The following is a 12,927-nucleotide window of genomic DNA, read 5'->3' as shown; positions in this document are numbered from 1 at the left end:
TCCATACTCTCAATAAGCAGAATCTAAGACATGAGCATAATACAATACTCCATTGTTTTATGATAAGCACCTATAATACATCAAGCGTTTTTCAATCATGGATTTTACTAATAATATTTACCGTATCGCTTCACATAATATTGACAAGTTATAAAAATAAGCGTTTTACAATTTCATATAGAAACCTCGGTAAAACATCGAACGCATATGGCGCGTAGACACGCTCCAGCCGCTGATGATATTCGCGCCCCCACGGTCCGATATTAACGACCGGATATGTTAGCGCGTCAGGTGAGACCTGATCAATAAACTGCAATGCTGGCGTATTCTCTGAGATAACCTGACTATCCGCAGCATCCGGTTTATAGCCGAAAAAGCTCATATCCGAGATACCGGCAAAGGTGTCACGATATTTGATGGTCGCAGAAAGTTTCTGCTCGATCGTCAGGCGTGCCGTATCCAAAGCCACGTTGAATTCACGCTCCAGCGCAGTTTCATTGCCCATATGCACATGCGGATAAACGAGACTGCCAAAGCCGATAATCACAGTCGGACCGGTAATACGTGCCTCAACAACCATACGGTCAACGAGCTCGCGGGTCAAAAGCAGCGGATTGTCATGGACCGACAGTTTCTGTTCCAGTTCCTCAATGCGCTTGAGAGCCGCATCGCCCCCCATACGAATAACCTCTGCCCGCAATTCGGCCACTGTCATCACACAGCCTTCATGATCGCTTGCCGATTGTTCGGTTCCCAGTAATTTGGCATAGGTTTGTGCATGCGTGTTGAAATGCCCGATTGCACGGTTCAATGCATCACTGACGATGGTTTGGAAGTGCTGGAATAAAGCTTCCGGTGAGCGCGAATGTGCGAGCCAGTTAAATGCAATCCAAGTGCGCTCGGGTGTTGTTACCTCATAGCCGCCACGGAAATCGCGTGCTTCCAGACAAATTGGTGGTGGGGACACTTCATTGCCTTCTGTGTCGCTCAAGTCGGCATTGGCCTCCACTGCACGCATAATTTCCGAGGCGATCAGATGCGCGCTGATGCCTTCAAACGGATAGCCCGCATGGGATGGCTTGCCGACAACAAAGGCAAACGGCAATTGCTTCCCGATTGTCCCGCGATAAATTGCACGGCCTTCAGAGCCGTTACCCTGATCACTGGTGGCATCGAGATTGACGCCTGCAACAATGTCCAGATTCCAGCGCTGCATCAGAGCAGGCAAGGCATCACGCAGGCTGCGCATTCCGCGCGAGCCGCGTTCCTCATCAGGTGTTACAAACAGCAGCAGATTGCCTTCGCGATCATGCTTTGTCGCGAAATGTTCCAGCACCGCAATACCCGCTGCAACACCACTTTTCATATCCAGCATACCGCGTCCGGGAATAAAATCACCGGTCTGGAAATCAGACAGTGCTTTTGCTTCATTCGGCGCAAGCGGTCTGCTTGTTAAGTCAGCCAACAAAGCTTCCAGCAAGGCATCCGGTTCAAACGCCAGATGTTTGAGATCACGGTAATTACCGGTTTCAACAACATCATAATGTCCGGCGAAGGCCAATGCTTTGCGGCCACGGCCGCGCACCACTGCAACCACATTTTGCGTCATCGGAGAACCGTGGCTGTCAATCACAGCAATATCATCCGGATTGGCCTGAAAATAAGGAATTCTACGCAGCAATTCGACCAGTTTCGGAGCGAATTCAGCCTCGCCTGCAGTTCCGGTTTCACTCGGCCATCGCACCATTTGGTAGGACAGTTGTCGGACGCGCTCTGCAGGCTGCCATGCATTAACTTCAGTTGTATTGAATGATGTCACGGTTTTTTCTCAGTCTATAGTTTCCCGTTCCCGTTCTTCATCAAAAACAGGTTGCTCAGGAGATGCGTTAAGGGGGCGGACACAGCAACTTCAACTCAGATGAGGTGTCCGGTCTGATTTCACTTATTGATTGAGGTGTTTTCTCAGGAATGTTCTGGTGCGCTCATTCTGCGGATTGGTGAAAATATCCTCAGGCTTGCCCTGCTCCACAACAACGCCCTTATCCATAAACAGAACTTTGTCGGCTACCTCGCTGGCAAAACGCATTTCATGGGTCACAATCAGCATCGTCATATGCTCTTGCGCCAGTTGCTTCATCACGAGGTTTACTTCTTCCACCAATTCCGGATCAAGTGCCGAGGTGGCTTCATCAAACAGCATGACTTTAGGCTGCATCGCCAAGGCACGGGCAATAGCTACGCGCTGTTTTTGCCCGCCGGACAAACGTGACGGATACATCTCTGCTTTGTCGGCAAGACCGACTTTTTCAAGCAAGGAAACTGCCAGTTCCTGAGCCTCACGCTTGGATTTGCCTTTCAGCTTGATCGGCCCGAGCGTGATATTATCCATCACATTGAGATGCGGAAACAGATTGAAGTGCTGGAACACCATACCCATCTGCTGACGCACGAAATTGATATGTTTTTCAAAAGCGCGGCCGGTCAGCGGCTGGTTGACCTGTACGCCATCCAGCAAAATTTCGCCGGAATTCACGGTTTCAAGATGGTTGATGGAGCGCAGCAACGTGCTTTTACCGGAACCGCTGGGGCCGATAATCGCAATGATCTGGCCACGCTTAACCGAGAGATCAATACCTTTGAGAACTTCCAGTGCGCCATAGGCCTTATGGACATTGCGCACTTCAACCATTGGTTTGCTATCGCTCATCGATAGGCCTCCACTTTCTTTTCCATCCAATGCAGGCCGGCTTCGAGGATGAGATTAAGGATGTAGAACATCACAGCTGCTGTGATGTAAAATTCAAACGGGCTGTAAGTTTCGCTAATCGCCTGCTGGGAGGCATGCACCAGTTCGGTAATGCCCAGAACAGAAACAATCGCCGTGTCTTTCAACAGCGCAATCAGATTATTACCCGCCTGCGGCAGGGCATTGCGCACAGCTTGCGGCACAATCACATAGCGCAATGTCTGCACATTGCTAAAGCCGATAGAGCGTGCACCTTCCGTCTGCCCGACATCAACGGTCAGAATAGACGTGCGGAAAATATCGGCATTATAAACCGCGAAGTGCAGTCCCAGTCCGATGATGCCTGTCCACAAAGCAGGGATGTTAATGCCGACCTGCGACAATCCGTAATAGAGCAAAAACAACTGCAACAGCAGTGGTGTTCCCATGAACAACCACATGAAAAAGCGCAGCGGATACCGAACAATTGCAGGAGCATAAAGCACAAGTAAAGCAAAGAGAATGCCACCGATAAAGCTGACGATCCCTGCCGATACGGCAATAATCAGTGTCCAGTAAAATCCGGTCAGCAATAATTCCGTGTAGGGCGGGACGATGGAGAAATCGAGTTCCATGAGATCACCCTTTATTTAAGCGCAAAGCGGGCTTCTGCGTAATCGACAAAGCGCGAAATAACATAAATCAGCACCATGTAGATTGCGGCAGCAACACCGAAAATTTCAAAAGGACGATAGGTCGAGCCAATAAAGCGCTGTGCAGTATAGGTCAGCTCAACCACGGAAATGGCAGAAACAAGGGCAGAGCCTTTAACCAGCATAATCGTGTTAACGCCGATAGAGCGGATCATCAGGCGTCCGGCCTGTGGCAGCACAATGTAGAACATTGCCTGTTCGCGACTGAAACCAATGGAACGTGCTGCCTCGGCCTGTCCGCCGTCAACGGTCAGGATGGCGCCACGCATAGCCTCAGCCATATAGGCGGCAATATTGAGCCCGAGGCCGATCGCACCAGCAACAAACGGATCGAAGTTCAACCCGATCTGTGGTCCACCGAAATACAAGACGAACAATTGCAGCAGACAAGGCGTACCGCGAAACACGCTGACATAGGCAATACCCAGATAACGAACCGGCCAGAAACGGGACAGTTTGGCAGCGGTTACAATCGCACCGACGGTAATACCGATGAGAAATGCCCATGCTGAAATATGAATAGTAACAATAGCGGCATTCACGAAAAACGGGAACACTTCCGCCATCAAAGAGAAATCCATCGATCCCCCAATCTCTTTAATCGCGCATCATTACAATGATACGACATAGCTATATTCATGAAATATCTGTTTCAGAAACGACGATGCAAGTCTGAAAAATCCAATATTTTCAAAACAAAAGCCGGAGTGCCAGAGCATGTCGCAGTTCAATGAACCTATTAGATGCGACACGCTTCAAAACAGAACTCCGGCTTGAATGATGCGATTAGCGAATGTCGCGGCCAACCCATTTCATCGAGATTTTCTCGTAGGTACCGTCGGCTTTCATATCATCCAGTGCTTTGTCGAGAGCAGCTTTGAGCTCAGGATTGTTTTTGCGGATTGCAATGCCAACATTGTCCGAACCCTGCAGTTCCGGCGTATCAAGCTGGCGAACCTTCTCATTGCCGTTTTTGATCGCGATCAGCACAGGAATATCATCGGTTGCAATACCGTCTACACGACCGGCGCGCAGCTCAAGGAGCAGTTCCGGAATGCCTTTATAGGTACGGATTGTCCAGCCGCCTTTTTCGCGTGCCCATTTGTCACTAGTTTCACCAAGAATAATACCGAGCGTTTTGGTCTGCAGCTCTTCCAGCGTTTTAATCGGCGATGTTTCAGCTACAAATACGCCGCGTCCGCCACGATAATAAGGTCCTGCAAAATCAACGGCTTTTTGGCGCTCAGGTGTAATGCTCATGCTGCCGATAACAGTATCAAACTTGCCTGCCCGAAGGCCTGCAATAATACCGTCAAAAGCTGTGGTGATGATCACCGGCTTAACGCCAAGACGTTTGGCAAGCTCGTTACTGATATCCACATCGAAACCGACAACTTCATTTTTGTCATCAACAAAGCTGAACGGCGCAAACACGCCACTCATGGCAACGCGCAATTCGCCGCTTTGCTTGATCTTATCCAGATCATCAGCGTGCGCAACCGGTGTCAAAGCCAGAAATGCACCGATACCGGCAGCGATAACAGAAGATAAAAACGTTTTCATAAATTCCCCATTTTTTTAAAAACCGGCAAAGTTGCGATAACAGGCTTGCCCTAACCTGATAAATTTTGCTGACGGTCCGATAGCTTATCCGGATATTCCCTTGACCGTTTGTAGTTCAGAAACTTATCCGGTTTTTTTGTTAGCACCACGCTATCGAACCATACGATCAGCGAAAACGTCAATTATGTATAGAATAACGCATTATTTTGCGCTTATAGTCAGCAGATTGTTTAAATAGTCAGTCAGCAGGTATTATGGACGATCTGGATCAGCGCCTTATTTCTGAATTGCGTATCAATGCTCGCGCTTCTATTCCAACCCTCGCCAGCATTCTCGGCGTCGCACGTGGAACCGTACAAAGCCGGATGGAGCGCCTGATCGCCTCGGGCATGATTGCCGGTTTCACCGTTCGCCTCAAAGATCACGGCCCGACCGATATGATCAAAGGCATCATGATGGTTGAGCTGACTGGCAGAAACATTAAAAATGCTATTGCCAGCCTGCGAAAAAACCCTGGCTTTGCCGCACTGAATATCACCAATGGCAGCTGGGATCTGATTGCCGAAATCGAGGTCCCCAACATGAACGAGTTTCATCGTCTGGTGACCACGGTGCGTGCAATGGAAGGCATTGCCAAAACCGAAACCCATTTGTTTTTGGGGCCCGCATAAATCCGTTGATACAAGTAACCGCCCAGTCAATAGTTTCATTGACGACCTCGCATACGGATCATCCATTGACGCAGTGGATCATTACTGTGCTGGTTCAGGATGCTTTCAAACACGTTGTCATTTTCATCCTGCCCGAGTTTGAAACGACCGGAAACAGAACGGATTTGCGCGCGAAAACCCATGACACCGCTGCGTAATTTTTCATAACGGGCACCGAGAGCCGACAGGTTCCACGGTTCTTGCTGATTGCGCTCCATATGCGCGACGACGCGCTCTAAAGCATCATCAGTCAGAGCATCATCAAAATACACGTCCGCAACAATACGCACTGTCGCAAAATTCCATGTTGGTGCCCAGTCGCTTATACCGGCATGGGACGGCGACACATAATCATTCGGCCCGTGAAAGCTAAAAACCGCACGCGGTTGCTCTTTCAGCACCGCATAATGCGGGTTTCTTAACGGAAAATGCCCGAGCAGACTAACTGGCTGACCATCCGCATCCAGATCCAGCAGCATAGGCATTTCACTGACAGAGATATTAGCCTTATCCGTAATACCGGCGCTGATAATGGACGCCATAGGATAATCCGCGATCAGATCGCGGATATCTGCAAGTGTCCATTTTGAAAAATAATCGGCCATTGGTCAGTTGCTCTGTTGGGTTTTATGCTTAATTGAAAAGGCGTTTCAGCCAGTCTGAGGCATCACTAAGCGCCTGATCAGCCAGTCCGGATATTGATACAGCTTCCAGAAAACTATGGGTCGCGCCCGCATAGACAACACTGGTCTTATCAACACCCGCTGCTTTCAATTTATCTGCCAGCGCGTAGTTTTCATCGGCAAGCACATCGCAAGGCGCAATACATAAGAATGCAGGCGGCAGACCAGTCAGATCGGCAAGGATTGGTCGTGCCAGTGATGCTGTTTCTATCGGCTGGCTGCCGAGATAATCCTGCCAGAAACCAACCATTTCCTGAGATGTGAGCATATAATTTGTCCCGTCAAACCGGTCATAGGAAGGCCGGTGTTCGGTATCATAAGCACCATAGCTCAGGATCATCGCATCCAAAGGCGTACCGCGGTCGCGCATCGCTATGCTTGTGGCCAGAGACATATTCGCCCCGACAGAATCCCCGCCGATTGCAAGGCGGTCAAGATTCAGACCATATTGCTCACCATGGGTTTTAAGCCAGTCAATAGTGGCAGAAATCTCGTTCAGCGCTGTCGGATAACGGTTTTCCGGCGACAGGCTATAATCAATACCAACAACATCCAGACCACTGCGCGCCGCATATTCGCGCATCAGACGGTCATGCGTATCCATACTGAAAATAACCCAGCCGCCGCCGTGAATATAAAGCAGCGTCCCCTTTGCCCGTTCCGCACCATTTTTATGAATACGGATGCGCACGCCCAGTGTTTCCGGCACCATATCCTGCGTGCTGTGCATCGCAGGGCCACCCTGAGCCCAAGGTTCGCGCACCTTTTCGGCAGTCAGACGGCGCTGCGCAATACTGGCAGGATCGTCACCGGCGAAGCGGTTGTAATCCTGTGAAGTAATCCGGATGAATTCCCGAATATCCGGATCGATATCCGTGCCGTCACCCGATTGATTATTGGCCAGCATACCAATTTCCCATTCATTATAAAATTATTATGGGGCAACCATCGGCAATCGGCAGCAATGCTTCTATCGAAAAAGGGCCAAAAAATATGTATCTCGGGCAAAGCGCTCGTTTTTAGGCCGGATTTGTGCTTGTTTGGCACTCTGTCTGGCGGATATGTGTCACAAATGAAGCATTCGAGCGATTTAAAAAATAATGGTTGTCCGGTCATCGGCCTGTCGGATGAATATAGCGCCGGTTTTACAGATACGTGGCACAGCCATGAGCGCCCGCAACTACTCTATGCCATTACCGGTGTGATGTCTGTTTCCACTACTGCTGCACAATATACCGTCCCGCCGCAACGCGCATTGCTGATACCGGCGGGAATGGGACATGAGGTTTCCTGTCGCGACAGTGTTGCCCTGCGCACACTTTACTTCGAGAACAGCGCGGAATTACCGGACGGTTGTATCCTGATGGAAATATCCGAGTTTCTGCGTGCGTTAATTGTCGAAGTCGTATCCTTTGACCGCAGTCAGCCTGCGAGCGAACGCGATATGAAGATTGCGGAACTGCTGATTACCGAGCTTAAAACCATGCCAGCCGCGCCTTACAGTGTATCAATGCCATCTGATCCGCGTTTATTACGGGTTTGCAAGGCCATGAGCGAAAATCCGTCAGATCCACGCGATCTGGATGCATGGGCATCCTATGCGGCAATGGGACGGCGAACCTTCACACGGATGTTTCGCGAACAAACTGGTATGAGCCTGACAACATGGAAACAACAAATTCGGTTAATGGAAGCGCTGTCATTGCTAGATAGCGGACATAGTGTGACAGATATTGCTTTCCGGCTCGGCTATGAAAGCGTCAGCGCGTTTATCGCGATGTTTCGTAAGTTTTTCGGAACATCGCCTACACGCTACAGCCGGAGAGACACGAAATTATCTGATATCAAGGTAGTAAGTTTGCATAGCTTAACTCGTGCAGACGCATAGCGACCAATTAAGTTTGACGATCATATAAATAATGACATCATCGTACATTCTCCACTCTGTTTAATGTACTCATAATTTAGTCAAAACACTTCCTTTCAACTATAAAAACATCACTTGGGCTATACGATCAGTTTCTGATAATTTTGATATTTGTGCGAGAGTATCTCTTACCACATTACATCAACCTGCTTCTGCCGTTAAATTCAGAAACGTAGCAGTTTGGATAAGCAATGAGAGTCAATGCCAATCTTCGAATGCTTGATCAGATCGCCATCAAAAATATGTAATTTCCGCTACAGTTCTCATGCCGTTCACTGCCACTATCGTTTAATTTCCTAAGCCATTATCACAACCTAGGCAAATTTGCTTTAAAGCTATCAATCTCATATGTTTTTCAGGGCAGATAAACTGAATTACTTTTGAACTACATATATCTATTAACTTTAAATTGTTTTTTGAGATTATCAGCATCAAGTAAGGACAAAAACCTATCGTCCTTACCCAGAGGTACAACGAGCCAAGCCCCGCTTGGTACAGACTGTAATACTCACTTGTCTGCATGATAAGTAATAGGATACCCGTGAGGGTAACCCGAGTTACAGCGCTTCACCCCCTTAGTGGCATGATCAGGATACCAGCCAGGGATGGAGTTGGTGCTTCAATTATTCACTAATCGAGTTTCAAGCTCGAATGAATAGTTGATGGCCAGCGTTTGTATCGGAGCATCGACTATTCTTTCTAGCTTTACGCAACAGAAAGGAAAGTCGATGACTAGAAAAAATGAACTCTCTCCTAAAAACATTGAAAATGCTTATTTGCAGATGACGGAGCTTCTTGTGAAGCGCTGCGGTCTTAACTTAAGCTTTTTAGTGTCTGCACACGCCCCAGCACGCCCGCAAGATTACCAGCCAACCGACCTCTTAAATAGCCTGCAAGCAGCGGAATTGCTTGGACTAAGTTAAAACACGGGCCAATTGGCGCGTCTCTGGCCAGCACGATCTGCCGTATCGACAGATTGGCGGCGCTATTCGTTATCAATATGCAGACCTTCAATCCTTCGCCAACAATAACAAGCTGAACAGCACCTACAAAACAAATGGGCTTAGGTAGACCTCGCTTAATGAAAATCAATCTATCCCAAATGGCAAAAATTAAACTGTCATCCCGTGAACACGATTAAAACTACTAGACTTACACTCATGGCAAAACAGCACTTTTGCAATGAGTGAGCCTTCTTTGAAATATAATTGTAAATAATTACTGTCTGCATTTATTAAAAATAAAGTAGAATTTCATTTATCCTAGCCCGCTCTTCTCGGCATCTTAATATAAAGATAAAAGGGAGACACTGCCCCCCTTGTAATTCCAATTGCAGATTAAAACCGATAATTCAAACCGACTTTGAATGTATGCGTATCAAGCAAATTCGACATCTTCCGGCCAACGCTTTCACTTCCTGCATGTGTAACGGGCTTCATGACAGGAGACTCGAATAGTTCACAAATTACCGATGCCATCTGGCATAGTAATTCAGGATAGCTTGGTGTCAGCCACTCCGCACCCATTTGTTCAAGTGTGATATAGTCCGCTCTCATTTGCGCGCGCTCCGGCTCCCGGACGTACGATCAGAGCCGGACTGACCACAAATTTTAGTATCTCTATTATCTTAATCGGCATCATTCAGTGGAATAATATGATAATATTGCACCCAAGAGAGAGCGCTTTCATAGAGGGAAATATATTACTCAGCCCCCTCTCCGCGACGCCAGTATGAAACGACCAGATGCTCATGTTTTTTAAGTCCGCGTTCTGTGCGTAAATAGCTACGGATTGTGCGGAAAGCTTCAAATTCGCACCCTGCCCAGACATAAACAGATGAACCATCATCCGGCATGGCAATCCGGCGAACCGCATCTGCAAGCTGAGAAGTTGTACCTGCGGGTTGTCCGTTACGCAGCAACCAGCTTACTTCAACGGATGAGCGTGTGATCAGCGATTGTATTTCATGCTCATCCGCCATTTCAATCAGAGCAATACCGCGTGCTGTTTCCGGTAAATGTTCCAACATTCTACCGATTGCGGGCAGAGCTGTTTCATCACCGGCAAAAAGATACCAGTCGGCTTCAGTAAGACCGCCACCGCCTGGTCCCATTACGCCAACCTGATCACCAATATTGATCCGCTCGGCCAGAGCCGAACCGGGCCCGGCATCGTCATGCAGAACAAAATCAATTTCCATAATGCCCGTATGACTGTCCAGCGAGCGCACCGTATATTTACGGAAGACCGGCCGCGTCTGCGGGTCATCCCAGTGCACAAGTCCGTTAATGCCAACCGCCGGCCATTGTGGTTCTGTGCGGTCAGGATGCTGAACCAGAATATTGAGATGTAGCGCATCCATAGGCATAAAACGTGCGATATTCTCCGCTTGAAATGCAATCCGACGCATATGAGGTGTTATATTCTGGCAGCTTACAACCTCTAAAATCTGAAAATTCGGTGGGCGAACAATGGTTTCACCATCGCCGGTCCATTCAAATAACGGAATTTTATGTTCAGAAAACTCCAGAATATGTGATGTCAGCGCCATACGGGTAAAATATATGCCCTCAAGAGTTTTTGACCTGACATCAATCAGCACCTCATTTCCCTCACAGGTCAAATCTGCCTGCGTATCCAGAAATCGTAAAATCCGTGTTTCACCACGCCTTTCTACTTCTGCATCATGTTCAATCATATGTGCGCACACCTGCGTCAAAACATGATCGGAATTCAACAGCTCAATACGGGTGTGTGCGATAAATTCCTTCATCATCCCCTCCTGTCATTTTGTATGATTTTCTGAAACGACGGGGCTGCTCTGGCCAGATATTACCTGTGCGGCACCATCAACCATGAGGCGTATCTGCCCCCGCGTGCAGCGCTCAACCCGCGCGTCAATATGATAAACGTCAGCCAGCATCTGCGGCGTGATAATATCTTCAGGTGTACCGGAGCTGTACAAGCCCCCTTGTGCCAGTACCACAATCTGATCTGCCCATTGTGCAGCCAGCGCCAGATCATGCAAAACAACCACAACGATCCGGCCGGTGCGGGCGTAATTCTGCACATGCTTCATAATCAGAAACTGACGTGCTAAATCCAGCGCACTTGTCGGCTCATCTAGCAGCAGCAACGCAGGCTGCCCGGCAATGGCCTGTGCAAGGCTTACCACCTGTCGTTGGCCACCGGATAATCTGTTGAGCGAATGCAATGCCATATCTGCCACTCCGAGTTGGACCAGAACATCATATGCCCGCTTTTCAATATGCCTTGTGTTGCCGTTATCGCTCGCCTTCAAAGTCGCAATCACAGTTTCAAGCACACTCAGCGATACATTTTCCGGCAGACTCTGCGGCATAAACCCGATTGTTGCAGCCCGTAGCGCCGGCTTCATGTGCATCAGATCAATATCATCCAACCTGATTTCTCCACGAGCGGAAATCAGTTGCGCCAATGCCCGCAATAAGGTGGATTTTCCTGCGCCATTCGGCCCGATCAGTGCCACAACGCCTGAGTGAACCAATGGTAAAGTCAAATTTTTAATGACAGGACTATCGCCGTAACCTGTTTGTAAATCGCGGATTGTCAGAACGGGAGAAGAACGCGTTTTCATCGCTCAGCTCCGCCCTGCCGCAAGATCAACAGAAAAAACACCGGCAACCCCACCAGTGCTGTTACAATGCCAATCGGCAATAATGTGCCCGGCACGATCACCTTGGAAGCGACCGAGGCAAGTAGCATAACGACCGCTCCGACACTCATACTCGCAGGCAGCAAAAAACGGTGATCATCACCTACCAACATCCGCGCAACATGCGGACCGACAAGACCAACAAATCCTATGATGCCGACAAAGGCCACTGCTGTTGCTGAAAGCAGGCTGATACGTAACAATGAAGTCAGTCGTAAACGCTTGAGATCGATCCCAAGGCTCTTGGCCCGTTCCTCACCCAAATGTAATATCGTAAAGCGCCATGAAGCCGCGAAAGAAAACGGCACACAAATTACAACCACAATAGCTAAGATCAGCACACTATTTTTATCAGCACGCGAAAGACTGCCCATACTCCAGAAAACCAGTTGCTGCAGCGCATCCGCAGATGCAATAAACTGCAACAAGGAAAGCAGCGCACCGGCAGTAAAGCCCAACGCAATACCAAACAGAACCAGCACCTGACGATTAGTACCACGTAAGCTGGCCAGCAGATTAATTGCGATAAGTGAGACAGCTGCGAACAAAAATGCATTTGCGGAAATTGTCCAACTGGCAGGAACAAGCGGGAGTGACACACCCAGAACAATGGCCACAGCAGCTCCCAATGCCGCACAAGATGAAATGCCGAGGGTAAAAGGCTCTGCCAACGGATTAGACAATAAAGTCTGCATTTCAGTTCCGGCCAGCGCCAGAGCGGCGCCTACCAAAACTGCCATCAGTGCTGTCGGCACGCGCACCTGCCATACAATCACTTCAATACGACGGGGAACATCATCTATGCCTAAAAACGCATTCAGAGTTTCATGAAAACTGTCCGTCGTCGAATGATTTGAGACTAATTGTGCTTTTGAAGATTGGATTTTCCGGCTCGGTTTATGGGTTGATTTA

13 protein-coding genes are annotated in these 12,927 nt (G+C 48.6%); 3 read left to right on the top strand and 10 right to left on the bottom strand.

The genetic code is table 11. The features are described 5' to 3' along the window. Window positions 1-148: 148 nt before the first annotated feature. The 5 genes from HBA93_RS09140 to HBA93_RS09120 form a co-directional block, all read right to left on the bottom strand. Window positions 149-1,747 carry a M20/M25/M40 family metallo-hydrolase gene (locus HBA93_RS09140; protein WP_221723203.1) on the bottom strand — a complete coding sequence of 533 codons (1,599 nt, stop codon included), beginning with the start codon at window positions 1,745-1,747 and terminating at the stop codon, window positions 149-151. Window positions 1,748-1,942: 195 nt separating this feature from the next. Next, window positions 1,943-2,707 carry an amino acid ABC transporter ATP-binding protein gene (locus HBA93_RS09135; protein WP_286201838.1) on the bottom strand — a complete coding sequence of 255 codons (765 nt, stop codon included), beginning with the start codon at window positions 2,705-2,707 and terminating at the stop codon, window positions 1,943-1,945. Then, window positions 2,704-3,360: an amino acid ABC transporter permease gene (locus tag HBA93_RS09130; RefSeq protein ID WP_221723073.1), complete on the bottom strand. Its 657-nt coding sequence runs from the start codon at window positions 3,358-3,360 to the stop codon at window positions 2,704-2,706. The genes HBA93_RS09135 and HBA93_RS09130 overlap by 4 nt, the downstream gene beginning before the upstream one ends. Before the next feature lie 11 nt (window positions 3,361-3,371). After that, window positions 3,372-4,019 carry an amino acid ABC transporter permease gene (locus tag HBA93_RS09125; RefSeq protein WP_113945850.1) on the bottom strand — a complete coding sequence of 216 codons (648 nt, stop codon included), beginning with the start codon at window positions 4,017-4,019 and terminating at the stop codon, window positions 3,372-3,374. A 205-nt stretch (window positions 4,020-4,224) separates the two neighbouring features. Next, a complete protein-coding gene (locus HBA93_RS09120; RefSeq protein ID WP_221723072.1) occupies window positions 4,225-5,001 on the bottom strand; it encodes an ABC transporter substrate-binding protein in 777 nt (258 codons plus the stop codon). Window positions 5,002-5,255: 254 nt separating this feature from the next. Here HBA93_RS09120 and HBA93_RS09115 point away from each other — a divergent pair, with 254 nt between their 5' ends. Further along, window positions 5,256-5,672, top strand: coding sequence for an Lrp/AsnC family transcriptional regulator (locus HBA93_RS09115; RefSeq protein WP_221723071.1), 417 nt, complete (start codon window positions 5,256-5,258; stop codon window positions 5,670-5,672). A gap of 35 nt (window positions 5,673-5,707) precedes the next feature. On the opposite strand, the gene HBA93_RS09110 is transcribed toward HBA93_RS09115, so the two are convergent. Both HBA93_RS09110 and HBA93_RS09105 read right to left on the bottom strand, forming a co-directional pair. Continuing rightward, window positions 5,708-6,316, bottom strand: a complete 609-nt coding sequence (locus HBA93_RS09110) for an FMN-binding negative transcriptional regulator (protein ID WP_221723070.1) — start codon at window positions 6,314-6,316, stop codon at window positions 5,708-5,710. A gap of 28 nt (window positions 6,317-6,344) precedes the next feature. Next, window positions 6,345-7,301 (bottom strand): alpha/beta hydrolase, encoded by a 957-nt coding sequence (locus tag HBA93_RS09105; protein WP_221723069.1) that lies wholly within the window; start codon window positions 7,299-7,301, stop codon window positions 6,345-6,347. A gap of 165 nt (window positions 7,302-7,466) precedes the next feature. Between HBA93_RS09105 and HBA93_RS09100 the strand changes: the two genes are divergently transcribed. Together HBA93_RS09100 and HBA93_RS09095 are read left to right on the top strand one after the other, a co-directional pair. Continuing rightward, a complete protein-coding gene (locus HBA93_RS09100; RefSeq protein WP_221723068.1) occupies window positions 7,467-8,282 on the top strand; it encodes an AraC family transcriptional regulator in 816 nt (271 codons plus the stop codon). A gap of 701 nt (window positions 8,283-8,983) precedes the next feature. Beyond that, the gene (locus tag HBA93_RS09095; protein WP_221723067.1) at window positions 8,984-9,244 is read left to right on the top strand and encodes a hypothetical protein; all 261 of its coding nucleotides are present in this window, start codon (window positions 8,984-8,986) and stop codon (window positions 9,242-9,244) included. Window positions 9,245-10,023: 779 nt separating this feature from the next. Here HBA93_RS09095 and HBA93_RS09090 read toward each other — a convergent pair. From HBA93_RS09090 to HBA93_RS09080, 3 genes are all read right to left on the bottom strand, one after another. After that, complete coding sequence (locus tag HBA93_RS09090; RefSeq protein ID WP_286201837.1) at window positions 10,024-11,094, bottom strand: siderophore-interacting protein; 1,071 nt, start codon at window positions 11,092-11,094, stop codon at window positions 10,024-10,026. A 12-nt stretch (window positions 11,095-11,106) separates the two neighbouring features. Further along, complete coding sequence (locus tag HBA93_RS09085; RefSeq protein ID WP_221723065.1) at window positions 11,107-11,937, bottom strand: ABC transporter ATP-binding protein; 831 nt, start codon at window positions 11,935-11,937, stop codon at window positions 11,107-11,109. Beyond that, window positions 11,934-12,927, bottom strand: a 994-nt coding sequence (locus HBA93_RS09080) for a FecCD family ABC transporter permease (protein ID WP_221723064.1), incomplete at its 5' end; no start/stop codon positions are given. The genes HBA93_RS09085 and HBA93_RS09080, both read right to left, overlap by 4 nt.

The sequence above is a fragment of the Ochrobactrum sp. SFR4 genome, from assembly GCF_019730395.1.
Lineage (GTDB): Bacteria > Pseudomonadota > Alphaproteobacteria > Rhizobiales > Rhizobiaceae > Pseudochrobactrum.
Note: the sequence above shows the minus strand (reverse complement) of the source record. Positions and strands in the feature narration are given on the sequence as shown.